Below are 26,680 nucleotides of genomic sequence, written 5' to 3' on the forward strand. Positions count from 1 at the left end.
GGGCGGAACAACGTCCGAGCATGGGCAAGGGAGCATAAGACATGAAAGGAACAGCCTGGCGGGCGGCGTTGACGGGGGTGCTGATCCGGCTGGTGGCACGGCTGGTGACGGCGCCCAGGCCGATCTGGTCGGGGGTCGCGCCGGTGGCACGTCAGCGGCTGTACTTTGCCAATCACTCGAGTCATGGCGACTTCGTGCTGATCTGGACCACCCTGCCGCCGCGCCTGCGGGCGCGCACCCGCCCCGTGGCGGGCGCCGACTACTGGCTGGCGTCACGGCTGCGGCGCTTTCTGATCCACGACGTCTTCAAGGGGGTGCTGGTCGACCGCCAGCGCAAGCCCGGCCAACCTGGCCCCCTGGCGGTGCTGCGTGAGGCGCTCGACGGCGGCGACTCGCTGATTCTGTTTCCCGAGGGCACCCGCAATACCGATGACAAGGGCCTTTTGCCGTTCAAGCCGGGGCTCTACCACCTGGCCTGCGACTATCCCGAGGTAGAACTGGTGCCGGTATGGATCGATAACCTCAATCGGGTGCTGCCCAAGGGCGAGGTGGTACCGCTGCCGCTGCTATGCACGCTCAACTACGGCGAGCCGCTGGCTCGGATAGAGGGCGAGGACAAGGCCGATTTTCTCGCCCGGGCGAAGCGAGCGCTGCAGGCGCTGGCGCCGGCCGGGGCCAGCGTTCCCAGCGACCCCGTGTCTCCCGACACCGCGCCACCCGACACCGCTCATCCAGGTTCTACCACCCCTGGCTCTACCACCCCAGCTACCAGCACCCCAGACACCACCACCCCAGCTAAAAGCACCCCAGGCTCCGCCACCGAGGCATCTGGCCCCAGGGAGGGGGCGCCGAATGACTGATATCGTGATTCCCGCCGGTCTCGGCACCCTGCTCGCCGCCATCGTCGGGATCTTGCTGGTGGCCAGTAGCGTTGGCTTCGTACTGGCCCGCCGCTATTCGCCCGAGGGCGAAAACGAAGTGATCGAAAACCTCAACCAGCGCATCCGCTCCTGGTGGATCATGACGCTGTTGATGGGTATCGCCCTGCTAGGCGGCAGGACCGGGGTGGTGCTGCTGTTTGCCTTCGCCTCGTTTTCCGCGTTGCGCGAGTTCATCGGCCTGGTGCCGTCACGACGGGCCGATCACTGGGCCCTGGCGCTGGTGTTCTTTGTGGTGCTGCCGGTGCAGTACCTGTTCATCTGGCACCAGTACTACGGCATGTACTCGATCTTCATTCCGGTCTACGCGTTCCTGCTGTTGCCGGTGGTGGCGGCCCTGAGAGGGGATAGTCAGGGCTTTCTCGAGCGGGTCAGCGAGGTCCAGTGGGCGCTGATGGTGTGCGTCTTCTGCGTTTCTCACGTGCCTGCGCTGTTGAGCCTGGACATCCCCGGCTATGAGGGGCGCAACGTGCTGCTGATCGCCTTTCTGATCGTGGTGGTGCAGCTCAGCGATGTCCTGCAGTACGTCTGGGGCAAGCTGCTCGGACGCCGGCGTATCGCCCCCAGGCTATCGCCCTCCAAGACCTTGGAAGGCTTCCTCGGCGGGGTGGCCAGTGCCACCCTGGTCGGGGCCGGATTGGCCTGGATGACCCCCTTTTCCATGGGCCAGGCGGCGCTGCTGGCGCTGATGATCGCGCTGCTCGGCTTCGTCGGGGGGCTGGTGATGTCGGCGATCAAGCGCGATCGCGGGATCAAGGACTGGGGTCACCTGATCGAGGGACATGGCGGCTTTATCGATCGTCTGGATTCGGTGATCTTCTCGGCACCGATCTTCTTCCACGTGGTGCGCTACTTCTGGTCGGTGGCATGAGGCCCTGGTGGCGTCACAGCGCAATGCATGGGCTGGTGGGGTTCGTCGCCATGGGCGGTTGGACCGCCTGGGTAAGGGCGCGGCGCCTGTCATTGCGGTTCTCGCTTGGCGAAGGCGGCGCCTGACATTGCGCATTCTGCTCAACGAAGGCGACGCCTGAGTCCGGGGCGAACGATCAGCTCTCGCTGGCGCAGTCGGTGGCCGCGGCGCGGCGCCTGTCGCTGCGCTTCTCGGCGCGCAGGCCGATATAGAAGACCACCAGGCCGCCAAGGGCGAGCCCGGCGCCGACCAGGCCACTGGAGGACCAGGGCGCACCGGCCTTGATCGTCACCCCGGCCAGATAGGCGCCCAGCGCATTGGCGCAGTTGAAGGCGGCGTGATTCATCGAGGCGGCCATGGTCTGGGCGTCGCCGGCCACGTCCATCAGGCGTGTCTGCAGCGCCGGACCCAGCGCCATGCTGGTGCCGACCAGGCCGACGAACAGGATGCCGGTGTAAAGGTTGTCGGCGGCAAAGTAGAAGGCGCCCTGGACCACCAGGCACCACAGCAGGATGCGCGGCACCGCCTTCATCAGATTCTTGTCCGCTGCCCGGGCGCCCACCAGATTGCCGATGATGCCGCCGATGCCGAAGATCGCCAGCACCCAGGGGCCGACCATCTCGGGCATGTCGGCCTGGGCGCGCAGGGTCGGTACCACATAGCTGAACACCGAGAACATGCCGCCAAAGCCGATGCTGGCCACGCCCAGGGTGTAGAGCACCCGCTGTTTGACCAGGGCGGTCAGTTCGCGCTTGGGGCTGGCCTTGACGTCATGCGGCTGACGCGGCACGAACAGCTTGATCAGGCCCATGGTGACAAAGGCCACGACGCCCACCGCGAAGAAGGCGAACTGCCAGCCGAACCACTGGCCGGCCCAGGTGGCCAGTGGCGCGCCGATCACGATGGCGCTGGTCAGCCCCAGCATGACCCGGCTGATGGCTCGGGCGCGTTCTTCCACCGGTACCGCTGCTGCGGCCACCAGGGCGGCCACGCCGAAGTAGGCGCCGTGGGGCAGGCCGGCAAGAAAACGCAGACCGACAAAGGGCCAGAAGCTGGTCGCCAGGGCACTGGCGATGTTGCCCACGGCGAACACCAGCATCAGGCAGATCAGCAGGGTGCGCCGGGGCACCCGCGCGGCCAGCGCCGAGATCAGCGGCGCACCGACCACTACCCCCAGGGCATAGGCGGAGATGGCGTAGCCGACGTCGGCGGCGCTGACCGACAGGTCCTGGGCGACACGCTCCATCAAGCCCATGATCACGAACTCGCTGGTACCGATGCCAAAGCCACCGAGGGCCAGGGCGAGCTCCGCCAGGCGAGGATGACGAGCTCTGAGATGGGTGATGGAGATTGCCATCGGGCCTCCTGGAAAACGAAAACGATCCCGACGGGTGTCGAGATCGTAAATTTACGACAAAAGTATAAGGCATCCGAAAGGTGGGTTCTAGCGCCGAAAACGTCAATCTTGTCGATTAGATAGGGCTAAAATGCGGGTAAGTGACGGTTATGTGTCGTCGAGCCGGGGCGCTCTCCAGCGCCACGGCGAGCTATCGTGTTGTTAATTTTACCACTGTGAAAAAGCGCTCAGCTTTAGCGCATTTCTGTTGAAGAAGTTTCACCTATACGCAGTGTACTGTTTTTCTGTGCTCTTTTTTTGACACGACCAGCAGGCTGATCTCTTCAAAACTCTCCACTGCGCTTAACATTTGATTGAAAATCAATAGCCTGGCATGTGTTCACCGGCAAGTGATCGTGCCGATGTCGACGCGTGATTGTCGTGACGAGTGATGGCGGCGAGTGAGGAACGAACTACCTTAGTAGTTCAGTACCACCCGACTAAGTCCGTTGAGCCCCATTCCTCGGTTCAGCGGCGGTCGTCGTGGCGACGCCGAAACCGATGGTTCGGTGCACGCGCTGACGGCAGGGAGTCGACATGAAGGTCGAACTGCATCAGGCAAGGAGCGGCGACGCGACGCTGACCGAGCGCGTCGAGAAAGCCGGTGGCTGGCTGGTGGAGGCTGGACGCAAACGGCTGCTGGTCGCCGCCAACGCCCGCTGGCGGGCCGTCCGCGAGGCCACGAGCCTGCATGACGCCGATGACGCCGATGACGCGATGGTCCAGGACCTGGGCCAGGGAAGGCTGCACGGTGTCTGCCAGAAGGGTCGGCTGTTCCAGCAGGCCCATCCCGAGGTCCCGGTGCTGCTGGATGCGGGGCGCTATCTGGTGGTGGACCTGCCCAGGTCCGAGGCCAACAGGATCAACAAGCCCCTTGAGCAAAGTGAAGCGCCCTGCTTCCGCCTGTTCCCTTTACGCGAATCGACCCGTCTGTTTCGCCAGGTTGCGCCTCGTCGCGACGCCGCAGGATCCCGGGCCGTCGACGCTGTCGTCGCGTCGGCCTCCCAGGCCCGCTACGTCACCCTGCTGAGTCAGCTGGTGTCCTATCCGACGCGCCTATCATCGAGCGCCGAGTACGCTCAGGCGGTGGACTGGGCCGAGTCTCAGCTGACCACGGCGGGGCTGGCCGTGGATCGCCAGCAGGTATCGCTGCCCGGCGGCGCCAGCAGCATCAACCTGCTGGCGCGGCTGCCGGGGCAGGCCGCCAGCCCCCGTCACTGGCTGGTGGTCGCTCACCTGGACAGCGTCAACCATCAGGGCGGTCCGTCCGCACCGGCGCCGGGCGCCGACGACAACGCCAGTGGCTCGGCGGCGCTGATGCTGATGGCCGAGGTGCTGGCCGGGCAGCGTTTCGATGATGACCTGAGCTTTGTGCTGTTCGGCGGCGAGGAGCAGGGGCTGCACGGTAGCCGCCAGTTCGTGGCGGGACTCTCCGCTGCCGAGCGGGGGCGCATCACCGGGGTGCTCAATATGGACATGATCGGCTCGATCAACGCCACACCGGCGGCGGTACTGCTGGAAGGCGCGCCCCTCAGCCAGGACATGATTGATGGCCTGAGTGCGGCGGGAGGCCGCTTCACCGATCTCGAACTGCAGGTCTCGCTCAACCCCTTTGCCAGTGATCATGTGCCCTTTATCGACGCCGGCATACCCGCCGTGCTGACCATCGAAGGGGCCGACGGCGCCAATGACGCCATCCATGGACCTAACGATGTCCTGGCCACGGTGGATCCGTCCTACGCCATGAAGATCGTGGCAATGAACCTGGGGTTTGTGGCCACCAGCGCCGGCCTGCACGCGGTCGACGCCCCACCCCTGCCGGAATGCCACTGTCGTGGCGACGAGCGCCACCACCTGGGCGACCCCTGGCGCCAGCTCGAGGCCCATCATGAAGCCCTGCTGGCCCAGTATCGTCGCTGGCAGGGACAAGGCGTCTGGTCGGCGCAGCTGGACGTCGGCTGGCGTCAGGCCTGGCAGCGGTTGGAGTTGCTGCGCTCGCGCAGGGAATGGGAGCGACGGTCTCGGTCAACGGGCCGTTGAACGAGCCAGTGGCAAGGCCGCTCACCCAGCCACTCAGCCAGCCACTCACCCAGCCACTCACCCAGCCACTCACCCAGCCAGTGATCGAGTGACGCCCCGGCGAGACGAGAACAGGCAAGACAAGATCAGGTAAAGCAAGACAAGACCGATCAGGAGGATGTGATGCCAAAGGACCTGTGCGGAGACTGGATCGAGATGCGCGAGGAAGGCATCGGCGACTGCACGGTGCTGCGGCACCCGGATTCGCCGGCTGTCACCCCCTCGCGGATGCCGCGAAGGCGCCTGTGTCTGCACCAGGACGGCGCCGTCGAGCTCCACACCGGAGACGCCGCCGACCGCCTTGCCTGCGATGCCCGTGGTCAGTGGCGGCGTGATGGCGATCAACTGCACCTGACACTGCCCGGTTGGGACGGTGACTACGATATCGATGCGCTGGAGGACGATCTTCTGATCATTACCCGTCATTGAGGCCACCAACGCCGCCAATACCGTGCGTTGTGGGGCCACTTGAGGCCAGTTGCTGGCCATTGAACCTGTACTCACGACGCCGACCGGCTGGCCGGCGGGGAGGCTTGCATGTCCGATAACACCACCCATCCGGAACGGTGTCGCTGTTGTGGCACCATGGCGGTTCACCGGCGACTGCTGGACCAGGACCCCGGTTATGCCAGGCGGCGATCGCGCATCGAGGAACACGCCTTTCGCGCCATGCGTGGCACCATCGTCCAGCGTCCGGGGTGCACCCGCATCCCGGTGGTCGTCCACGTGGTCTACAACACCGACGAGCAGAACATCTCGCGGGAGCAGATCGACAGCCAGATCGAGATCCTCAATGAGGACTTTCGCAAGGCCAATGCCGACATCTCGACGGTACCTGCGCCCTTCGCGCCGGTGGCCGCCGATGCCAGGCTATTGTTTGCGCTGGCCACCAGCGATCCCGACGGCAACCCCACCGATGGCATCACCCGCACCCGCACCGACGTCAGCGGTTTCGTCGATGACGACAAGGTCAAGGCCGACGCCAGCGGCGGCAAGGATGCCTGGCCCGCAGACGAATACCTCAATATCTGGGTCTGCCCGCTTTCCGGTGGCCTGCTCGGCTACGCCCAGTTCCCCGGCGGACCCGCCGCCACCGACGGCGTGGTGGTGACCTACACCGGCTTCGGCAACATGGGCACCGCCCGGGCGCCGTTCGACCTGGGGCGCACCACCACCCACGAGATAGGCCACTGGCTCAATCTCTTTCATATCTGGGGAGACGACGGCACCGGCTGCTCCGGCTCGGACTTCGTCGACGACACCCCCAACCAGGGCGGCGCCAACCTGGGCAAGCCGACCTTTCCCAAGGTGTCCTGCGACAACGGCCCCGATGGCGACATGTTCATGAACTACATGGACTACGTCGACGACGACACCATGGTGATGTTCACTGAGGGCCAGGTGGCACGGATGCAGGCCTGCCTGGATGGCCCCCGCAGTGCCATCGGCGAGATGGTGTCGTGCACACCGCTGCACCCCAAGGCGCTGCCAAAGGACGCCCCCAAGGAGTTCACCAAGGAACCGATCAAGGATCCGCCAAAAGAGCGGCCCAAGGATAACCCCAAGGAGTTCGTCAAGGAGCCGGTCAAGGAGAGCGTCAAGGAGGGACCGAAGGACCTGATCAAGGATGGCATCAAGGATGGGATCAAGGACGGCGGCAAAGACGGGATCAAGGATGGCATCAAGGACGGCGGCAAGGAGTTGCCCAAGGACAACCCCAAGGACTTTGGCAAGGATCCAGGCCTGGAGCCGGGCAAATGGAAGCCGCTTGACCCGCCTCCCAAGCAGATCTTCGAAGTGCCGACCAAGCAACTGGTGGAAGGCCCCGTGGGCGGCAAGCAGGCCTTCGAGAATCCGCTACCGGGGGGCTGGGGCAACCAGCCCGTCCAGCCGATGCAACCAATGCAACCAGCCCAGCCGCTGCAGCCCTTTGTGCTGGCCACCGGTCAGGCGCCGTCGGGCGCCTCGCTCAAGCCGCCGGTGGCGGACGGCGGAGGCGAGCAGGATCAGAGCCAGGCGTTGCTTGGCGAGTACGCTCAACTGCTGGCGCAGTACGCCCAGCTCTACCAGCAGGGCATGCTCGATCAGCAGGGGATGCTGGCCTGGCAGCAGGCCTGGGCGGCCTACGTGCAGCTTGGTGGACGGTGAGCGATGACAGGACCCGCGGGCACCCTGTCGGTGCCCGCCTTTTTCGAGGGAGCCGAGCATGATCCTGATCCTGTCGTTTGCCGACAATGCCCATGTCGAGCGGGTACTGCCCCATCTTCACTCGCCGGTGGAGGTGATCGACGTCGCCGACTTCCCCCGGCGCCTGGGAATCCTGGCCTACGCAGGTGCCAGCGGTGACAGCCTGTGGCTGGAACTTGGCGACGGGCGCCGGCTGGCGCTGGACGAGGTGCGCTCGGTATGGAACCGGCGCATCCGTTCCTTTGACCTGGACCCTGCCCTGGGCGACGGCACCGAACGGCTGTTTGCCTGGTCCGAGACCCAGGAGGCGGTGCTTGGACTGTGGTATGCCCTGGATAGCTTCTGGATGAACCATCCGCTGGCCGACGAACGCGCCCAGCGCAAGCTGACCCAGCATCGTCTGGCCCACCGGCTGGGGCTCGAGATTCCCGATACCCTGATCACCAATCGCCCGGACGCCGCTGCCGAGTTTATCGCCCGCCACGGCGACGGTGGAGTGGTACGCAAGGCCTTTCGCAATATCGTCGAGGCGCCGCGAGAGACCCTCAAGGTCGGCCAGGACGAGATGGCCAGGCTCGAGGCGGTTCGTCTGGCGCCGGTGATCTTTCAGGAGTACATCCCGCTGGCGCTGGACCTGCGCGTCACCGCGGTGGCCGGCGAGATGTTCGCGACCGCCTTCAGGAGCGAGCCGCAGTACGAGGTCGACTACCGCAGTGGCGTGGGCAGCGCCGAGGTCTTCCCCTATACCCTGCCGGATGAGGTGGAGGCCGGACTGCGCGCGCTGATGAGAGAGCTTGGACTGGCCTACGGCGCCATCGATCTAAGGGTCACACCCGAGGGGCGTCATGTGTTCTTCGAGGTCAATCCGGCCGGCGAGTACCTGTTCGCCAGCGAACGCAGCGGCCAGCCGATTCCCCAGGCCATCGCCGCCGCCCTGGAGCGCGGCGGCGGCGAGTGGTGACGTCCCCGGCCGGTGGCAGCAGGGCCCCCGGTCGGTGGGATCAGGGCCCCCGGCCGGTATCAGGTCAGTAGGGTCCCTGGGACCCGTCGCCAGGGCTGGTGGATGAGTCTTCCTGCGAATCGGCCGCCTGCGGGCCAAGCGCAAACTCTGATGCACGCTGGCGCACCGCCTGCATCATCAGGCTGACGTCGAGCCCCACCGCCACGAAGCTGGCACCAAGGGAGAGATAGTGTCTGGCAAGCTCCGGGTCACCGGTGAGCACGCCGGCGGCCTTGCCGCTGGCAACGATGCGGGCGATGGCCTCGTCGATGGCGGCCTGGACCTCGGGATGGCCCGCGTCACCGAGATGGCCCATGGAAGCGGCCAGGTCGGCGGGTCCGACAAAGACCCCGTCGACGCCGTCCACCGCGCAGATCGCTTCGAGGTTATCCAGCGCGGTCACGCTCTCCGCTTGGACCAGTAGGCAGATCTCGTCGTTGGCCCGATGCACATAGTCAGGCCGTGCATTCCAGCGTGACGCCCGGACGATGGCGGAGGCTTCACCTCGCACCCCGTCCGGTGGGTAGCGGGTGGCGGCGACCATGGCGCGGGCCTGCTCCGGGGTGTCGATCATCGGCACCAGCAGGGTCTGGGCGCCGATGTCCAGCAGTTGCTTGATCCGCGCCGTCTCGCCGTTCACCACCCGAACCACCGGGTGGCTGTCGTAGGCGGCGACCGCCTGCAGCTGGGCGAGCATGGAGCGCACATCATTGGGGCCGTGCTCGCCGTCGATCAGCAGCCAGTCGAAGCCGGCGCTGGCGCACATCTCTGCGCAGTAGGGGTCGCCCAGCGACAGCCACAGGCCGATTCTGGCCTGGCCACTGGCCATGGCGGTCTTGAAGGGATTGCCGGCGGGGACACCCGCGCAGTGGGAAGGGGTCATGGGCAGCGTCCTTGATGAGTGTCAATCGTCCAGCATCGCCTTGAGCCGACGGAACACCCCGGGGTCCTGGCGCAGCCCGTCGTGCTCGTACTCGTTGGTGATCCAGTAGCGTAGCCGCGGGATCGCCTCGGCGGTGGCCAGCGACAGCTCGGCGTCCACGTACATGTCGTCGAAGTAGATCAGCGCCGCCACCGGCACCCGGTTGGCGGCGAGCTGTCTGGCGTCGTAGAAGGGGCTGGCCAGAGGTCGCCGGGCCAGCTGGTGTACCGCCCCACGGAAGGGCTTGAGGGCGCGAATCTCGTCGAACATCCAGGGGTAGATCATCTCGCCGGTCAGCCTGAGCGGGCGATGACGCTCGTCGAACTGCGGCCCCTGCTGGCGCTCGGCGGCCCAGTCGCACAGGCGCTCAGGGTTGGCGTAGATGTTCTCGTGGATGGCGCCGAACAGCGGATTCTCGTCGAAGCCGGTCAGCGTCATCACCTCCACCAGAAAGTGATGGTTGAGGGCGCTTCGCGTGTCGTCGGTGAAGGCCTCCTCGAGCAGCCAGTGGAGCTGCTCGGCGCCGTCACCCATGCCCAGCATCAGTCCCAGGCTCTGGAAGCGGCGCACGCTCAGTCGGTCGCCGTCGGGCAGGCGGACATCGTGGTCCAGCAGATGGTCGGCGATGGCGTCGATCCGCTCGCGATCATCGGGAAAGCGCGCCAGATACGCCTCAAGCTTGCGCTCCACCCGACGGTGAGTGCGCCGATAGACCTCGTCGGGGTCGGCGTCGAGCGCCGGCAAGCCGCCGGTGATATAGCAGCGGCTCAGTCCCTGAGGCGCGTAGGACAGGTAGGTCAGGGTCAGAAAGCCGCCGTAGCTCTGGCCCAGCGTGGTCCAGGTGGCGCCCTGATAGCGGGTCTTGCGCAGGTGCTCGAAGTCCGCGACCACCGCGTGGGCGTCGAAGCAGGCCAGGTAGTCACCGCCTGCCTCGTCACTGTCGAAGGCGGCCATGGTGGCCTCGGTGATGCGCGAACTGCGTCCGGTGCCACGCTGGTCGGGCAGGATCACCCGATAGTGCTTGAGCGCCTCGTGCAGCCATCCCGGTCCATTGGCGGTGGGGCGTGGCGACTTGCCGCCTGGGCCACCCTGCAGGAACAGCAACAGCGGCAGTTCCTCGTCGACACGGTCTGACGCGCAGACCTCGCGGTAGAACAGGCTCAGGGTCTCGCCGCTGTCCGGGTGGGACCAGTCCAGCGGCACCTCGAGGCGATGGTCGCTGATGGAAAGGCCCGGGATGGCGTGGTCGGAAGGCATGCCTGCATCCTGTGTCGAAAGAGTGACGAGAGAGTATCCGGGCGGCCATGGCCGCCCGGTGCCGAAAGAGACAAGGTCGGCCAGCTTCTTGTTGCCAGCGCTGGCCGACCCTGGCGGTAGCTCAGTCTGCGCCGCGCATGGCCCGGCGAATGAACGGCAGGCAGGCCGCCAGCAGCAGGGCGCTGACGCCACCGATGGCCGCCATGGCAATAAAGTAGCCGACTTCGGTGTCCTCGGTATAGAAGGCGCCGAGCTTGCCGCCGGCGGCGAAGCCGAGCGCCAGCGAGAGAAAGAACAGTGCCATCATCTGGGTCTGGAAGGCCCGCGGTGCGAGCTTGGTGGTCACCGACAGCCCGATCGGCGACAGGCACAGCTCCGAGGCGGTGAAGCCCAGCAGCAACAGCACCAGCATGGCCAGCGGCATGTTCGACCCTTCGCTGCCGAGAAACGGCAGGTAGCCGAGGAAGGTGGCGCCGATGATCGCCATGGCGATCACGAACTTGCCGGCCGACGACGGCTGGCGCTTGCCCAGCGTCGTCCACAACCAGGCGAACACCCCCGAGAACAGGATGATGGTCAGCGCCTGCACCGATACCAGCCAACCCACCGGAATCTCCCAGCCGAACAGGCTGCGATCCACGCGCTGATCGAAGAAGGCGGTGATCACGGTGTAGGACTGGCTGTACAGCGCCCAGTAGGCGGCGCTGGTCAGAAACAGCGGAATGAACGCCAGCACCCGGCTGCGTTCCTCGGGGCTTACGTGGGTGGAGCGCAGGATCACCGCAAAGTAGCAGAGCGCCGCTACAGCGATGATGCCAAGCATCACCCCGGACAGATTGTCGGCACGAATCCAGCCCGCCAGGGCCGCGCCGACCACGAGGGCGAGCACCACCAGGGCGATACCCAGGTAGCGCTTGAGGGTCGCTGGCGCGATGGGGTCCGGCGCGGCCTTCTGATCATCGGGCAGCCCCTTGCGTCCCGCCGTGTACTGGGCCAGACCGATCGCCATGCCCACGGCGGCGATGCCGAAGCCATAGTGGAAGCCGGCGTTCTGCTGCAGCAGACCTGTCAGCAGCGGGCCGACGAAGCCGCCGATATTGATACCCAGATAGAAGATCGAGAAGCCGGCGTCGCGCCGCGGGCTGCCGGGCTCGTACAGGGACCCCACCAGCGCCGAGCAGGTGGCCTTGACCCCGCCGCTGCCCAGCGCCACCAGAATCAGGCCGGCGGTGACGCCGTAGACACCGGGCAGGATGGCCAGGGCGATATGCCCGAGCATGACCACAATGCCCGAATAGAACAGGGTGCGTTCGGCGCCGAACACCCGGTCGGCGAACCAGCCGCCGAGGATGGTGGCCAGATAGACCGAACTGCCGTAGGCACCGACGATACCGATGGCCACCGACTGGTCGATCGCCAGGCCCCCGCGGCTGGCCTCGTAGTACAGGTAGATCAACAGGATCGCCTGCATGCCATAGAACGAAAAGCGCTCCCACACCTCCATGCCGAACAGGGTGGCGAGAGGCCAGGGATGGCCGAAGAAGCGGCGTTTGCCGCTGTCGCCGTGCTGGCGGGCGGCGGCCTCGGTGGTTTTCATCGGGAGCTCCTGCTTTGACGAGAAAATCGGAACGAAAAATACATTTTCCGCCCATGAAAACCCTAAAGCGTTGCGAATTACAGGGCAAAACTCATGTCCGCGATCGGAAAGGCCACGACGAAAAACGACAAGCGGGAGCGAGGACGTTGGCTCACAGCAAAACGAGCGGAACTGCTGCTGCACAGTGATGCTCTGGAGACAGCCCGTCGTGGGGGAGAAGGCCTGCCTGGCTGGGCGGCACGGGCCCCGCCCCTTTCGACGCATAGCCCGCCCCTTTCGGCGCATAGGTAGTGCACGTTTAGCGTGCTACTATCCGCGCGAATGTGCAGGGATAACGTCAGAAGGCGACATGATAAGAACTTTTTTCAAGAAAAAGGTGGCCGAAACGCCACTTGGGAGCATCACCGTCCAGGACCGGACCATCACCGATCTGACGCCACTGGGCAGCAAGCATTCTCCCGGCATGACCAAGGCCGGCAGGCTGTCGTTTGCCGGCTGGATGAACGGTCGCAAGGTCAAGGTCTATAGCGCCTTCTCGACACGTCAGATCGCGTTGAGCCACGCCATTCGCGAACTGCCGGCGTCGGGGCTCAGCTTCCCGGCGATACTCGCCCACGACGACGAGCTGGTCGTCGAAGAGTGGATCCAGGGGCCATCTCTCAAGCAGATCGAACGCTCCAGGGCAGACAAGGCGCCTATCGCTTCGGCGGCGGAGGCGGTGAGCCGCTTTCTCGAGATGGCGCAGTCGGACGAGCGCTATCGCGCCCTGGCCGACGAGCACGCCGGGGCCTTCTGTTACATTGACGACTACCTGCTCAGACGGGTGGACGGCTGGAAGCACCTGGATGCGATCGGTGGCTTTCTGGCCCGCTGGCAGCGTGAGGACGAGCGCCACCGCGCAGCGGTGGGCGCCAGGCTCAGCCACCCTGACCTGTCGCTGGCCAATATCGTGATGGAAGAAGGCAGTGGCCGCTTTGTGGTGATCGACAACGAACTGGTCGGGGTCGGTCCGGGCTGGGTCATCGACTGGCACAATTCCTTCCTCAAGCGGCGCAGCATGGCCGACGCCCCCGTCGTGCCCGAGGCCATCCGACCCTTCATCGACCTGACCTGGCGCCTGCGTCTGCTTGGGTCCGCGCTGTCCACCGGCAAGCTTCATCGCGCCATCGAGCAACTGGACGCCGAGACCGCGCCGAGCTGGTAATGCCCACAACAAGGCGCTGCAGGCCCCCACCGGCAGCGCCTTCCCGCCTCTCGATTGCTTTCCTTCCCGTCGAGTCCCTGGCCGGGGTTCGACTACCTGTTCAGCAGGCCCCAACCCCATACCCCACCATTGGCTAGTTGCCATTTGCGCTGCGAGTACGGTTGTGCTTTATTGTTCACATCGCACGCAGAATTGCGTGCAATCCTGGCAGGGCCGCCAGACGGTCGATAACAACACCAATAACCAGGGTCGTCACTTGCTTGGCGACCTCAGGAGAAACGGGATGCTCCCGCAGCGTGATCTGGTCGGCTACGCCGATACTCCCCCCACCGGGGCCTGGCCCAATGGCGCCCGCCTGGCGGTCAATATCGTGGTCAACTACGAGGAGGGCTCTGAAAGGTCCTTCGCCATGGGCGACGACGACCAGGAGTCGATGACCGAGTGGGGGAGTTACGTAACTCCCGCTGGAACCCGTAATCTGGCGATGGAGTCGATGTACGAGTACGGCTCGCGGGTCGGCATCTGGCGTATCCTCGATATCCTGCGCGAGGCCGACGTGCGTTCGACCTTCTTTGCCTGCGCGGTGGCGCTGGAGCAGAACCCCCGCGTTGCCCGTGTCGCCAGCGCCGATGGTCACGAATTCTGCAGCCACGGCTATCGCTGGGAGGAGGTCTTTCGCCTCAGCGAAGACGAGGAACGCGAGCATATCCGCCTGGCCATCGAGTCGATCACCGCCACCACCGGCAAGCGCCCGGTAGGCTGGTACTGCCGCTACGGACCCAGCGTGCGCACCCGGCGCCTTTTGGTGGAAGAGGGTGGCTTCCTCTATGACTCCGACGCCTACAACGACGACGTACCCTACTTCACCGAGGTGGCGGGAAGTCGTCAGCTGGTGGTGCCCTACACCACCGACATGAATGACTTCCGCTTCTGGCTTTCTCCTGGGCTTACCTCGGGGCGCGAGTTTCTCGACAACCTCAAGGAAGGCTTCGACGTGCTGTTCGAGGAGTCGGCCCGCGGCCCCAGGATGATGTCCGTCGGCCTGCATCCGCGCATGGTCGGGCGCCCCGGCAAGATTCGCGCGCTCAAGGACTTTATTGCCTATGCACAGGCCCACGAGGGCGTATGGTTCGCCACCCGTGAAGAGATCGCCCGGGCCTGGCTTGCCCGGGAAGGTGAAGCGACCGGCGTCGTCTGACGTCGCCGGTGACCCCTCCGTGTTTTCTGCTGTACCCGCAACAACGACAATAACCAGAGGAAATATCCCATGAGCCTTTCCTACAAGACCTTCTCCAAGACCTTCTCCAAGCGTTCCCTGGTGATGGCCACCGCCCTTTCCGCCGGTCTGGCAGCAGGCGGCGTGATGGCCGAGACCCTCAAGGTCGGTGCCAACATCGGCAACCTGCCCTGGGAGTTCCAGGACGACAGCGGTGACTACGTCGGCTTCGAGATCGACCTGGTCAACGAGGTCGGCAGCCGCCTGGGCTACGACGAGGTGGAGATCAGCAACATTCCGTTCAATGGCCTGTTCTCGGCGGTACAGTCCGGGCGCATCGACGTGGCGGTGTCCTCCATCACCATCACCGACGAGCGTCTGGAGTCGGTGTCCTTCGCCCAGCCCTACTACGACAGCGACCAGTCCCTGGCGACCCACACCAGCAAGGGCATCAGCGGGCTCGAGGATCTGGACGGCAAGGTGGTCGGCGTCGATACCGGCTCCACCGGCGACATCTGGACCAGCGAGAACCAGGAGCAGTACGGCATCAAGGAAATCCGTCGTTATGAAGGCCTGCAGCCGGCCATGCTGGACCTGTCCAGCGGCCGCCTGGACGCCTACATCTCGGACATTCCGGCGGTGCAGTACTACGTGCGTGACAAGCCCAGCCTCGAGGTGGTCAGTCGCATCCCCAGCGGTGAGCAGTACTCGATGATGTTCGCCAAGGACGCCGAGCTTGCCGCCAAGGCCAGCGAAGTGATCAGCGAACTCAAGCAGGAAGGCTTTGTTGCCGAGCTGCACGAGACCTGGTTCGGCGCCGCTCCGGATGCCGGCACCAGCACCGTCGAAGTGCGCGATATGCCTTCCGCCCAGTAAACCTGGCCCAGCAAGTCCCGTGGCCGCGGCGGTGACCGCCGCGGCCAGCGTATTACCCTCGATCGTGGAGACGATCCATGGACCTGGTCCAGACATTCTTCAACTGGGAGGTGCTGGTGCGCACCTTCCCGATGCTCCTGCAGGGGCTCGGCATGACCCTGATGCTGGGCTTTCTGAGCATCCTGCTGGGGCTGATCGGCGGGCTGGGGCTGGCGCTGTTGCGCCTCTACGGCCCCAAGCCGCTGCGTTTTCTCACCATCGCCTACATCGACGTCTTTCGCTCACTGCCGGTGCTGGTGTGGCTGGTCATCGTCTACTACGCGCTGCCGTTCGTCGGCATCACCCTGTCACCGTTCGCCGCGGCCTGTACCGCCCTGACCATGATCTCCAGCGCCTACGCCGCCGAGATCTACCGCGCCGGTATCGAAGCGGTACCTCGGGGCCAGTTCGAGGCCGCCCAGTCGATCGGTCTGAGCCAGTATCGGGTGATGTGCGACGTGGTCCTGCCCCAGGCGATCCGGCTGATCATTCCGCCGCTGACCAGCAACTGCATCAACGTGATGAAGGACACCGCCCTGGCCTCGGTGGTGGCCATGCCCGACCTGCTCAAGCAGGCCACCCAGGCCCAGGCGCTGGCGGCCAACCCGACACCGCTGATCGGCGCGGCGCTACTCTACCTGGCGGTGCTGCTGCCACTGGTGCGCCTGGTCGGTCTGCTCGAGAAACGCTTCGCCCAGGGCCGGGCCTGACAGGAGAACTGCCATGATCAATGAAACCCGGACAACCCAGGGCACTACCCAGGGCACTACCCTTCCCCCGCTCGAGGCTGGTCTGCCCGAGGCGCCCAGAGCGATCATCTCGCTCGAAGGGGTCAACAAGTACTATGGCGACTTCCACGCCCTCAAGAACATCGACCTCAAGGTACGCGAAGGCGAGGTGGTGGCGATCCTCGGCCCGTCGGGCTCCGGCAAGTCGACGCTGATCCGCTGCATCAATCATCTGGAGGCCTACAGCGCCGGCGACATCTACGTCGACAGCGTGCGGGTCCAGCCCGGCCCCGAGCTGATCGAGGTGCGCAAGGACGTCGGCATGGTGTTCCAGAGCTTCAACCTGTTTCCCAACATGACGGTGCTGGAGAACGTGACCCTGGGACCGATCCGGGTGCGTGGCATGAGCCCGGGGGATGCCCAGGCGCGGGCCAAGGAGTTGCTGGAAAAGGTCGGCATCGCCGAGCAGATGTACAAGTATCCAAGCGCCCTGTCCGGCGGTCAGCAGCAGCGGGTCGGCATCGCCCGGGCGCTGGCCAATGAACCGCGCGTGTTGCTGTTCGATGAGCCCACATCGGCGCTGGACCCGGAGATGGTCGGCGAGGTGCTCGACGTCATCAAGACCCTGGCCGGCACCGGCGTGACCATGCTGCTGGTGACCCACGAGATGGGCTTCGCCCGCCATGTCGCCGACCGGGTGATCTTCATGGAGGCCGGCCAGATCGTCGAGGAAGGCGCTCCCGAACAGATCTTCTCGGCACCGCAGGAAGACCGAACTCGCGCCTTTTTCCAGTCGGTGCTGGCTCACTGAGTCGTGGCGCCTGTTCGACGGCTGGCCGGCGCTTGTTTCGCCCCAGCCTTGTCTCTCGACGTCCATGTATCGCCTCTCGACCCCTATTCAAGGACTTCCCATGTCACTCGATTCATCCTCAGACGCTCGCCTTGATCTGACACACGTCAGAGCCCAGTTTCCCTCGCTTGAAAGCGACTGGGTGTTCATGGACAACGCCGGCGGCGCCCAGGTGCCGAAGATGGTGGTGGAGCGCATCAGCGACTATCTGCTGGGCGACAACGTGCAGCTCGGCGCGAGCTACGCCCCCAGCCAGAATTCCAAGGCCAAGGTCGACGCCGGTCGCCAGGCGGTGGCGACGCTGGTCAATGCTCGCCACGTGGAAGAGCTGGTGTTCGGTCCCAGTTCGACCATCCAGTTCCGCCTGCTGGCCGACGCCATGGCCAGCCAGTTTGCCCCGGGTGACGAGATCATCGTCACCAACACCGACCACGAGAGCCACGTCGGCCCCTGGATGCGCCTCGAGCAGCGCGGCGTCAAGCTGCGCTTCTGGAACTGCAATCCCGAGACCCTGGAGCTGGAGCTGGACACCCTGGCGGAACTGCTCAACGAGCGCACCCGCCTGGTCTGCGTGACCCACGTCTCCAACCTGCTCGGCACCATCAATCCGATCAAGCGGATTGCCGCCATGGCCCACGAGGCCGGCGCTCGCATCTGTGTCGATGGGGTGGCCTTCGCCCCGCACCGGGCCATCGACGTCCAGGACTGGGACGTCGACTACTACGGCTTCAGTCTGTACAAGGTATTTGGCCCCCATCACGCGGTGCTCTATGTGAAAAAGGAGTGCCTGCTGGAGTTGGACAATATCTACCATCACTTCTTCACGCGTGAGCAGATTCCAGGAAAGATGGAGCCGGGAAATCCCAACTACGAGCTGACCTACGCAGCCACCGGTATCCTGGATTATCTGACCTCGCTGTCGGGCGATAGTGGTGAAAGTGACAAGCGGAAAAAGCTGGAAACAGCCTTCGATACCATCGCCAAGCATGAAGCGATATTGAGCAAGAAACTGCTCGATTATCTCGCTGGAAAAGAAGGCGTTCGCATCATCGGAAGGCGGGATTCCGATATCGAACATCGCGTCGCGACCATCAGCTTTACCGTGGAAGGTCATCAGTCTGACGAGATTGTGCACAAGATCGACGAGGCCAAGGTAGGAATCCGCTACGGCGACTTCTACGCCCGCCGCCTGACCGAGGACCTCGGTCTGATGGACATCCAGGGCGTGGTGCGGGTGTCCATGGTGCACTACAACACCGAGGCCGAGGTGGACCGACTGATCGAGGCGCTGGACGCAGCACTCTGATGGCGTGGGCCAGAAGCTGGCAATGACGTCGTGGAAATGCAGAAAAGGGACCTCAGGCCCCTTTTCTGCTGCGCATGTCCCAGGCTCAGGGCCGGCTTTGTTTCCTGCTTGCGTTGGTTTTTCGGCCTGGCGTGGGTTTTTCGGCCTGGCCGGCCCTTTAGCCCAGCGGATCGTCGATGTCGATATCGTAGATGTTGGCCTCGGCGCGGCGGCGCTCGGACAGGTCCAGGCTGTAGAAGATGTGGCGACAGTGCTCCATCATCGACGCGGCGGCGCCCTCGGCGTCGCGCTTTTCGATCAGATCGACCAGGGTCTGGTGCTCGTGGGTCAGGCACAGCACGCCGGTGGAGCGTTCGTAGAGCGACTGGATGATGCAGAAGCGTCGAATGATCGGGCGCACGATGGCAATCAGCTCGTCGTTGCCGGTCAGCTCCGCCAGCATCAGGTGAAAGTCGCCGGAGATGCGATTGACGCTGGGCTGGTGCTCCTCGAAGACCTGGTGCTCCAGCGCCAGGTGGCGACGTAGCGTGGCGATGCCTTCGGCGTCGATACGCTCGCAGGCGATCCGCGCTACCGCACCCTCGATATGCAGCCGCGTCTCGAAGATATCGTAGGCTTCCTTCACCGATGGCAGCGAGACGAAGGCCCCCCGGTGCATCTCGAAGCGTACCAGACGCTCCGCCGTCAGCCGGTTCAGTGCGCGACGCACCCGGCTACGTGGCGTCTTGAAGGCGCTGGCGAGCTTGGCCTCGTTCAAACGCTCGCCGGGACGCAGACGCTTGTCGATCAGGGCGTCGACAATGCGGTCATAGACGAGCTCCTCGGCCAGGGCTTCCGGCTTGGATGGTGCAGCGGAGGTGGCGTCACTCGTCATGGCATGGTCTCGCCAGAAGGCTCGACCATCATCAGGGGGAAATCACCGGGATGGTTGAGCATTGTGAAAGGTGAAATAGCGTCAATTTACGGCCGTCGTGCAAGGGACAGATTATCACGATGTCGCTCGAACGGTAACGTTGGATCGACCAAAGTTCAGGCGCCCAGTGTGCTGCATTTTTGCCATCCGGTCAGCCAGGGCGTACTACTATGAGCAAGCTTCTCGATAACTCCGGACGAACCAGGAAGGATCGGGTAGCGTCCCTTGCCTCGTTCTGGCGCCCGGCTGGGGGTGAGGTTCGCTGTTCCGCTGCCACTAAGGAACGATCAGATGCAGACATTGAAGCCTTCCAGCAAGGCCAGCGTGGCGGTATTTGACGACGCCCTGATGAGTCAGGTGCGTGCTCGCTTTCACCACGTCGACCGCTGCCCCTACACCGGCCCCCGGATATTCTTCGAAAACGCCGGCGGTTCCCTGACGCTAAAGGCCGTGGTGGCGCGCATGGCCGAGGTTGCAGCACTACCGGACAACGAGCATCGCGACAACGACGCTTCCCGGGCCATTTCGTGCATGATCGATGACGGTCGCGATGCCATGGCCAGCCTGCTGGGGGTGGAGGACGGCACCGTGTTTGGCGGCGAGACCGGGACCGAGTGCCTGTTCCGGGTGATTCGCGCCGCCGCCAATGCCGCGCCAGCGGGGGGCAACATCGTTGCTTGTGAGCTCGAGCATCCCGCCACCTTTGATGCCACCGCGCAGTGGGCGAGGCGCACCGGCAGGCAGCGGCTGACGGTGCCCTTCGATCCGCATCAGGGGCGCGCCACCGCCGAGGACTATGCCCGCGTCGTGACGCCAGAGACCCGCGTGGCCACCATTTTGCACACCAGCCCGGTGACCGGCATGACCCAGGACGTGGCCGCCATCACCGAGGCGATTCGCGCCATCGCACCGGACTGCTACACCATCGTCGATGGCATCCAGCATGCCCCCCATGGTGCCCTGGCGGTATCGCACTACGGCGTCGATGCCTACGCGGTGTCGCTGTACAAGGTGTTCTGCCCGTTCAACGACGGCTACGCTTGGGTCTCGCCGCGACTGGGTTGCGCCGATCACGACCGCCTGGCGGGCAAGCCGGAAGACGCCTGGGAGCTCGGTAGCCGCGATCCTGCCGCCTGGGCCGGCGCCCACGAGATGGTCCGCTATCTCGAGTGGCTGGGAGGACACTTCACCGAGGAAACTGGCCGCCGGCAGCGGCTGCTGGCCGCCGGCCAGGCCATGCATGATCAGGAGGCGGCGCTGATGGGTCGGCTGATTGATGGCGCCGATGGTGTCACCGGACTCAGGGACCTGCCCGGCGTGACTCTGATAGGCGAGGCGGATTCGCCCTGGCGGGAGGGGGCGGTCTCGTTTTGCGTGAAGGACCGAGACCCACTGGAGATCGTCGCCGAGCTTGGCGAGCGTGGTATCCGCGTCCACGCCCGCAAGGACGACGCCTACTCCGGCAATATTCTGCGCCCCCTGGGCTTGCCCTCGGTCACCCGGGTGTCATTGGCCCACTACAACACCCCACTCGAAGTGGACGCCTGTCTGGCGGCGCTGAAGGACGTCCTCGGAGCCTGAATCTGGCGGCCCCGCCGAATTGCCCATTCCGGGCGCCGCTGATCAGACCTGGCTTGCCAGGACACCGTGTTCAGGAGATGGCTTCGACGCGCACTCGCCGAAGACACGCTTGGCGCAGCCCTGGCAGACGTCTGGGTTCAGAACCGGCGTAATCGAGGCAATGGCCGCCTCGGGATTTTCGAAAAAGCGAGCTTCGCCGATTCTCTTCAGATCCCCGCGACGGCGCAGCTCATCCATCACCGTGCCCTTGAGCGAGCTGATCATCAGCTCGCCCCCCTGGTCCGTCAGGCGCCGGACCTCCTGCAGCAGCATCTCCACGCCCGCCGTATCGATGAAGTTGATGCCCTTGCCGATGATCAGCGCACGGGAGCCCGGCTCTGCGGTGAAGGCGCGAAGACGACGTTGCACGTGGTCGGCGGCGCCGAAGAACAGCGAGCCGTCGATGCGCAGAATCTTGAGCTGTGGGCACTGCTCGAGCTGGTAGCGCCTGACGTTGCGGATGATCCGCCGGGGATGATCCTGGCGCGGCGCCACTTCCAGCACGGTGGGACGAGAGGTGCGCTTTAGATAGAGCACCAGTGACAGCAGCACGCCGATATAGATGGCGAACTCCAGTGCCACCAGCAGGGTAGCGGAGACGGTAGCGACCAGCACCATCGCCTCGTGGCGACTGACGCGTACCAGATGGACGATGTGCTGGACGTCGATCAGGTTCCAGGCGATCAACAGGATGCCTCCAGCCATGGCGGGTAGCGGCAGGTAGGCGGTGATGCCCGGGGCGAAGATCAGGATCAGCGATAGCAGCAGGGCGGCGAACACCGAGGCCAGCGGAGTGCGGGCGCCTGCGTCGTAGTTGGCACCGGAGCGGGTGAAGGAGCCCGAACTGGCGTAGCAGGAGAAGAACCCCCCCACGATATTGGACAGGCCCTGGCCGATGAATTCCTGATTGCCGTCGATCACCTGACGCGAGCGCAGGGCAATGGCGCGGGCGATGGATACCGCTTCGATCAGCCCCAGCAGGGCAATGGCGAAGGCGCCGGAGGTCAGCACGCGCAGGCTGTCCGGCGTCAGTTCGGGCAGCGTAACGGGTGGCAGGGTCCCGGGCAGGGCGCCGACCAGCGCCACACCGTGGGCGGCGCCATCCATCAACCAGCAGGCCAGGCTGCCGGCGGCCAGGCCCAGCAGCAGGTGAGGACTACGACGATGGAGGCGTCGTGCTACCAGCGAGGTGATCAGCGAGATCAACCCGATGGCCAATGCGTAGAGGTTGATATCCGGCAGCGCCCGGAACAGCGCTGAAAGCTCGGCCAGGAATCCCTGAGCGTCGATGGACACGCCAAGCAGGTGCTCCATCTGACTGGTGGCGATCAGGATGGCCGCACCAGAGGTGAAGCCGATGACCACCGTGTGAGAGATGAAACTCACCAGATTGCCGAGGCGCAAGAGCCCCATGGCCAGCTGGATCAGTCCGACCAGGAGCGTGATGGTCAGTGCCGCTCCCAGGTATTGGTCGGGTGTCAGCGTGCCGAGGCCACCGATCACGCTGGCCAGCACGATGGAGAGCGCCGCAGTGGGGCCGGAAATCATATGCCAGGAACTGCCGAACAGCGCCGCCACCGTGGCCGCGACGATCGCCGTGTAGAGCCCGACCTCCGGTGGCAGCCCCGCGATGAAGGCATAGGCCACGCCCTGTGGCAGTACCAGGATGGCGCCGGTCAGGCCCGCCATCATGTCCGCCGACAGGGTGCGGCGGTCGAGGCCGCGTCCCCAGCGCAGGAAGGGCAGATAACGCTTGGGGGAAGACGCCATGGCGGAACCTCAGGTGGGCAGAAGTAGGGGGTCGGGCAAGCCTAGAGAAATGCGGGTATCCTGAAAAACAAAATTTTTTGCGCCTCATGAACAAAAAAACCGCATAGGTGAGCCGTGGATACCCAACTGCTGAAGACCTTTCTCGAGGTCAGCCGGCTGCGCAATTTCGGCAAGGCCGCAGAGAGCCTCTGTGTCTCGCCCTCGACAGTCAGCGCACGCATTCGTCAACTCGAGACGCAGCTGGGGTTGTCGCTGTTCAGCCGCGGCCATCACCACATCGGTTTGACCCCGGCCGGCGAGCGCATGGAGCGCCACGCCCGCTTTCTGCTCGACGCCTGGGAGCGAGCCTACGAGGACACCGCCCTGAGCGAGCGGCACCAGCGGCGGCTGGTGGTGGCGGGGGTCGCCAGCCTCTGGGATATCTTCCTGCAGGACTGGCTCGCCACCATCTACCGCGCCTACCCGACCCTGGGTGTTCGCGCCGAAGAGAGCACCCCGCTGCGCGTGGTCGAGAAGCTGGAGCGCAACATGGTCGACGTCGGCTTCCTCTACGACACCCCGCGCATCAGTGGCGTCGGGGTCGAGGAGGTGGCGACCATCCCGCTGGTGATGGTCTCAAGCCAGCCGGATAGAAGCGCCGAGCAGGCGGTGGGCGAAGGCTACATACGGGTCGAGTGGGGCACGGCGTTTGCCAGCATCCACGAGAGCAGCTTTCCGCAGCGCCAACTGGCGCGAGGCAGGGTCAACAGCGGCCGCATCGCCCTCGGCCTGCTGCTTGAGTGTGGCGGCGCCGCCTACCTGCCGCAGGACATCGTCGCCCCCTGGTGTGACCGGCAGCGGCTGTTCGTGGTCAAGGACGCGCCCGTCATCGAGCTAAAGGCCTATGTGGCCTACCACTGGCACGGCGAGCACCGCGAATTGATCGGCGAGTTGATCGAGCATCTGGGGTGATCTGCTATGGAGTCTGTGTTGCTTGCGCAGGTCGCTGCGTCATCGTGCCTGGTGTCTTGGCATCATCACCCTGTCGGATCATCGAACCATGACCATCCGGTTCTCCAAAAACCGCTGGAACACGGTTGAGCCAAGTCGCCCCTACCCACACTGATCGACTTGGAAAAACGGTGGATACAAAAAGCGAAAAGTCCCAGTGAAACCACCGAGGCTGTAGCGCCGACCGGGAACTCCCAATCCACTTGATTCACAGTCAAGTGGATGCGCTAACCAGGGTCAAGGCGTCTTCTGTGCTGAATGCTCGGCTGGCCTTGGCGGATACAGAGGCCCTCACTCAATATTCTGAATCTGAAGATGTAATTTGATGTATTTTTTATTTATAAAACAGTTGGTTAGTTTTATTTTATGCATAGTTTTTTATTTGTTCCTACCCATCTTACTCCCCATCTGGTAGGAGAGAGACAGTCCTAGCTGAGAGCAAATGCAAACCTACCACAATCAGCTCAAGGTGACGCTCTCGCAGGGGGCTTCGTGCGTGCGATGAAATGTCCACCACCTCTGGGCTGGTATTGAGAGTAATGTCAGCAGCGTAGTGGTGAAAATGCCGCTACTGACCTTGGGGGCGTGCATGATGTCCTGTTCAAGGCTTCCCAGACACCGTTCGCTGCGGGGAACCTTCTTCTTGTTCTGTTGCTGAGCCTGAGCGACAGAAATCTGCTTCATCGGTTGGCTTTGGTCAGACAGTGGCAAGAAAGCCAGGTTTTACCCTGCGGTTGACTCTCCGTCAGCTGCGGAGGTGTTTACGCAGCGCTTCCCTAGCCCCACAGCTACTCACTCTGCGACGGAAATGGGGCTCCCTCGCTTTCTTCCGCCTGATGACGTCGTTGCTCCGGCGTCCATAACGTCTTGAGATAGTTCACCACGGAGCGGATCTCGGCGGGGGTCAGGACATTCTCGAAGGCCGGCATCGTCAGTCGCTCGGTCTTGTTCCAGGGGTCGCGCCATCCCTCGGCGATGATCCGGTAGAGCATCGCATCGGAGTGTTTCCAGGTATGCCCCTCCGGCCCGTGAGGGGGAGCGGGCAATTCGCCCTGGGCATTCTGGTGCTCCCAGTTCGGCTGGCCCTCGCCCTCGCTGCCGTGGCAGCTGGCACAGTACTGCTGGTAGATCCTTTCTCCCTCTTCCAGCCGAGAGGTATCGCGCGAAGAGGGGCCACCCCCCGCCATGGCCTGCCCGGCGGCACTCATCAGCAGCCACGTTGTGACGAGGATCCAGAGCTTACGCATCGGGGGGTGTCCAGGTTTGGCCCTGATCTTCGCTGCGCATGAGCTCCCCCTCGCGATCCAGGGCATAGAGCGTTCCCTGCGGCGCAAGCGTAAGCGTGACGAACGTCGGGCCATCACCCTTTACTTGCTGCCACTCCTGGCCGCCATTGTCGCTGCGCCACAGGCCTTGCTCCGTGGCCACATAGACGTGTTCGGGATCGTCGAGCTTGTAGGCCAGATCATAGACTCTGCCGGCATCGAGCTCCCCGGTCGGTCGCCAGCCGCAGAAGCAATCCATCGACAGGCGAACCGCATCGTCGGACACCGCATAGAGCCAGCCAGTCTGCATGCTCCCCTCCATATCGGAGTGGATGAGCCGGCGAACGGGTTGGGCAGGACCGCTATCCATCTTCTTCCAGGTCGTGCCGGCATCCTCACTCTGGTAGAGGCCGTCGTCGGCAATCACCACATAGAGTGTCTCGGGCTGATGGCGGTGCACGTCCAAGGCGGTAACGTCCTGGTTAGGCAAGCCATCGTTGAGTTCCTGCCAGGTTTCTCCATGATCGGTGCTGCGCTGCACCCCGATCGAGGGGCCGGCGATATAGAGGGCCTGTTCGGCTGTTGCCGGTTCCGATACCGTTACCAACCGTCCCTCCGCTACTTCGTCGGGCAAGGGAATCATCGTCCAGGCCGCCCCGCCATCCGTGCTTTCGAAAAGCTGGTTGGCCTGTACTTTGAGCAGCCGTTCGCCTGTTTGGTCATAACTCAGCGACGGCAATGCCTCCTCGGCGGCCCCGGCCATACTGACGAAGCTCAGACTGGCCATGACCCAGCTCGTCAGTGACAGGGCACGCCAGAAGCGACCCGTGATTTTGTTCATTGCAATATTTCCTCGAATAATGGCTAGCCGATGCTGCCTAGCGCCGGAAAGGTGCGCAATAACCAATAGGACAGCTCGGTCAGTTTGCCGGTGATCATCAAGATGCCCATCAGGATCATGATCAGCCCGGCCGCCAGATGCATGACTCGGCCCCAGCGGCGCAGGAATGGCTGGTGGTGCAGGAAGCGATCGAGCGACACCGCCGTCAACAGAAAGGGCACCCCCAGGCCCAGCGAATAGATGCCGAGCAACGCCATTCCGCTCGAGGCATTGGCCGTCGAGGCGCTGACGGTCAGAATGGCGCCCAGGATCGGGCCGATGCAGGGGGTCCAGCCGAAGGCGAACGCCACACCTAGGAGGTAGGCCGCACCAGGCCCCCCGCCCGCTTCCTTGAGGCGGCCGATCAACCGCCATTCCCGCTGTAACCAGTGCAGCGGAATGAGCCCGGTCATGAAGGCACCGAACAGGATGACGATGAGACTGCCGACCAGGTTCGCCTCCTGGCGATAGATCAGCAGCAGACGCCCGATGGCCGTGGCACTGGCGCCCAGCATCAGGAATATCGTGGTGAACCCGAGCACGAACCAGATCGACTGGGTTAACACCCGGAGTCGCTCCCGTCGATCCGCTTCCCGTATCTGCCCCAGCGAGCGCCCGGCGACGAAGGAGAGATAGCCAGGCACGAGCGGTAAGACACAGGGCGAAGCGAACGAGATCAGGCCCGCCAGAAAGGCCGTCGCCAGGCCGATATTGGCAAGCTCCAGCATCCTCCCCTA

Annotated in this window: 23 protein-coding genes; 14 read left to right on the forward strand and 9 right to left on the reverse strand. The window is 64.4% G+C overall.

All coding sequences use genetic code 11. The features are described 5' to 3' along the window. Positions 1-41 precede the first annotated feature (41 nt). Together C6W88_RS07095 and C6W88_RS07100 are read left to right on the forward strand one after the other, a co-directional pair. Positions 42-860, forward strand: a complete 819-nt coding sequence (locus tag C6W88_RS07095) for a lysophospholipid acyltransferase family protein (protein WP_108131981.1) — start codon at positions 42-44, stop codon at positions 858-860. After that, positions 853-1,809, forward strand: coding sequence for a phosphatidate cytidylyltransferase (locus tag C6W88_RS07100; RefSeq protein WP_108131982.1), 957 nt, complete (start codon positions 853-855; stop codon positions 1,807-1,809). The genes C6W88_RS07095 and C6W88_RS07100 overlap by 8 nt, the downstream gene beginning before the upstream one ends. Before the next feature lie 175 nt (positions 1,810-1,984). On the opposite strand, the gene C6W88_RS07105 is transcribed toward C6W88_RS07100, so the two are convergent. After that, the gene (locus C6W88_RS07105; RefSeq protein WP_045991661.1) at positions 1,985-3,205 is read right to left on the reverse strand and encodes an MFS transporter; all 1,221 of its coding nucleotides are present in this window, start codon (positions 3,203-3,205) and stop codon (positions 1,985-1,987) included. A gap of 576 nt (positions 3,206-3,781) precedes the next feature. Here C6W88_RS07105 and C6W88_RS07110 point away from each other — a divergent pair. The 4 genes from C6W88_RS07110 to C6W88_RS07125 all read left to right on the forward strand — a co-directional run bounded on the left by C6W88_RS07110 (position 3,782) and on the right by C6W88_RS07125 (position 8,471). Next, complete coding sequence (locus C6W88_RS07110; protein WP_108131983.1) at positions 3,782-5,284, forward strand: M28 family metallopeptidase; 1,503 nt, start codon at positions 3,782-3,784, stop codon at positions 5,282-5,284. 162 nt (positions 5,285-5,446) lie between these two features. Next, positions 5,447-5,752: a hypothetical protein gene (locus C6W88_RS07115; RefSeq protein WP_045991662.1), complete on the forward strand. Its 306-nt coding sequence runs from the start codon at positions 5,447-5,449 to the stop codon at positions 5,750-5,752. A 108-nt stretch (positions 5,753-5,860) separates the two neighbouring features. Continuing rightward, a complete protein-coding gene (locus C6W88_RS07120; protein ID WP_197037083.1) occupies positions 5,861-7,471 on the forward strand; it encodes a M43 family zinc metalloprotease in 1,611 nt (536 codons plus the stop codon). 58 nt (positions 7,472-7,529) lie between these two features. Next, complete coding sequence (locus tag C6W88_RS07125) at positions 7,530-8,471, forward strand: ATP-grasp domain-containing protein (RefSeq protein ID WP_108131984.1); 942 nt, start codon at positions 7,530-7,532, stop codon at positions 8,469-8,471. A gap of 64 nt (positions 8,472-8,535) precedes the next feature. Here C6W88_RS07125 and hpaI read toward each other — a convergent pair whose 3' ends face one another. The 3 genes from hpaI to C6W88_RS07140 all read right to left on the reverse strand — a co-directional run bounded on the left by hpaI (position 8,536) and on the right by C6W88_RS07140 (position 12,286). Continuing rightward, positions 8,536-9,393 (reverse strand): 4-hydroxy-2-oxoheptanedioate aldolase, encoded by an 858-nt coding sequence (gene hpaI, locus C6W88_RS07130; RefSeq protein ID WP_108131985.1) that lies wholly within the window; start codon positions 9,391-9,393, stop codon positions 8,536-8,538. Between the two features lie 21 nt (positions 9,394-9,414). Next, positions 9,415-10,689 (reverse strand): alpha/beta fold hydrolase, encoded by a 1,275-nt coding sequence (locus C6W88_RS07135; protein WP_108131986.1) that lies wholly within the window; start codon positions 10,687-10,689, stop codon positions 9,415-9,417. A 121-nt stretch (positions 10,690-10,810) separates the two neighbouring features. Beyond that, positions 10,811-12,286, reverse strand: a complete 1,476-nt coding sequence (locus C6W88_RS07140; protein ID WP_045991666.1) for a peptide MFS transporter — start codon at positions 12,284-12,286, stop codon at positions 10,811-10,813. Between the two features lie 349 nt (positions 12,287-12,635). On the opposite strand from C6W88_RS07140, the gene C6W88_RS07145 reads away from it, so the two are divergent. The 6 genes from C6W88_RS07145 to C6W88_RS07170 all read left to right on the forward strand — a co-directional run bounded on the left by C6W88_RS07145 (position 12,636) and on the right by C6W88_RS07170 (position 18,505). Beyond that, entirely contained in the window at positions 12,636-13,490 is an 855-nt protein-coding gene (locus C6W88_RS07145) for an aminoglycoside phosphotransferase family protein (protein WP_146164641.1), read from the forward strand. Positions 13,491-13,773: 283 nt separating this feature from the next. Beyond that, entirely contained in the window at positions 13,774-14,688 is a 915-nt protein-coding gene (locus tag C6W88_RS07150) for an allantoinase PuuE (RefSeq protein WP_108131988.1), read from the forward strand. Between the two features lie 69 nt (positions 14,689-14,757). Further along, complete coding sequence (locus C6W88_RS07155) at positions 14,758-15,582, forward strand: transporter substrate-binding domain-containing protein (RefSeq protein WP_181248617.1); 825 nt, start codon at positions 14,758-14,760, stop codon at positions 15,580-15,582. A gap of 77 nt (positions 15,583-15,659) precedes the next feature. After that, positions 15,660-16,331 carry an amino acid ABC transporter permease gene (locus C6W88_RS07160; RefSeq protein ID WP_108131989.1) on the forward strand — a complete coding sequence of 224 codons (672 nt, stop codon included), beginning with the start codon at positions 15,660-15,662 and terminating at the stop codon, positions 16,329-16,331. A gap of 82 nt (positions 16,332-16,413) precedes the next feature. Next, positions 16,414-17,160: an amino acid ABC transporter ATP-binding protein gene (locus C6W88_RS07165; RefSeq protein WP_045991702.1), complete on the forward strand. Its 747-nt coding sequence runs from the start codon at positions 16,414-16,416 to the stop codon at positions 17,158-17,160. A 100-nt stretch (positions 17,161-17,260) separates the two neighbouring features. Further along, the gene (locus tag C6W88_RS07170; RefSeq protein ID WP_108131991.1) at positions 17,261-18,505 is read left to right on the forward strand and encodes a cysteine desulfurase-like protein; all 1,245 of its coding nucleotides are present in this window, start codon (positions 17,261-17,263) and stop codon (positions 18,503-18,505) included. Positions 18,506-18,662: 157 nt separating this feature from the next. On the opposite strand, the gene C6W88_RS07175 is transcribed toward C6W88_RS07170, so the two are convergent. After that, positions 18,663-19,379: a GntR family transcriptional regulator gene (locus C6W88_RS07175; RefSeq protein ID WP_108131992.1), complete on the reverse strand. Its 717-nt coding sequence runs from the start codon at positions 19,377-19,379 to the stop codon at positions 18,663-18,665. Positions 19,380-19,709: 330 nt separating this feature from the next. Here C6W88_RS07175 and C6W88_RS07180 point away from each other — a divergent pair, with 330 nt between their 5' ends. After that, a complete protein-coding gene (locus C6W88_RS07180; protein ID WP_108131993.1) occupies positions 19,710-20,999 on the forward strand; it encodes an aminotransferase class V-fold PLP-dependent enzyme in 1,290 nt (429 codons plus the stop codon). A gap of 42 nt (positions 21,000-21,041) precedes the next feature. On the opposite strand, the gene C6W88_RS07185 is transcribed toward C6W88_RS07180, so the two are convergent. Further along, complete coding sequence (locus C6W88_RS07185; RefSeq protein ID WP_108131994.1) at positions 21,042-22,808, reverse strand: SulP family inorganic anion transporter; 1,767 nt, start codon at positions 22,806-22,808, stop codon at positions 21,042-21,044. Positions 22,809-22,922: 114 nt separating this feature from the next. Between C6W88_RS07185 and C6W88_RS07190 the strand changes: the two genes are divergently transcribed. Then, on the forward strand, positions 22,923-23,759 hold the full coding sequence (locus tag C6W88_RS07190; protein ID WP_108131995.1) for a LysR family transcriptional regulator: 837 nt from the start codon (positions 22,923-22,925) through the stop codon (positions 23,757-23,759). Positions 23,760-24,586: 827 nt separating this feature from the next. Here the strand turns inward: C6W88_RS07190 and C6W88_RS07200 are convergent. Genes C6W88_RS07200 through C6W88_RS07210 form a run of 3 tightly spaced genes read right to left on the reverse strand, consistent with a single transcriptional unit; the run spans position 24,587 to position 26,671 of the window. Beyond that, positions 24,587-25,006, reverse strand: coding sequence for a c-type cytochrome (locus C6W88_RS07200; RefSeq protein WP_231498565.1), 420 nt, complete (start codon positions 25,004-25,006; stop codon positions 24,587-24,589). Positions 25,007-25,037: 31 nt separating this feature from the next. Beyond that, positions 25,038-25,904, reverse strand: a complete 867-nt coding sequence (locus tag C6W88_RS07205; RefSeq protein ID WP_035470136.1) for a WD40/YVTN/BNR-like repeat-containing protein — start codon at positions 25,902-25,904, stop codon at positions 25,038-25,040. Positions 25,905-25,927: 23 nt separating this feature from the next. Next, the gene (locus tag C6W88_RS07210) at positions 25,928-26,671 is read right to left on the reverse strand and encodes a cytochrome c biogenesis CcdA family protein (RefSeq protein WP_181248616.1); all 744 of its coding nucleotides are present in this window, start codon (positions 26,669-26,671) and stop codon (positions 25,928-25,930) included. Positions 26,672-26,680 lie beyond the last annotated feature (9 nt).

Origin of the sequence: Halomonas litopenaei, assembly GCF_003045775.1 — a bacterium.
GTDB lineage: Bacteria > Pseudomonadota > Gammaproteobacteria > Pseudomonadales > Halomonadaceae > Halomonas > Halomonas litopenaei.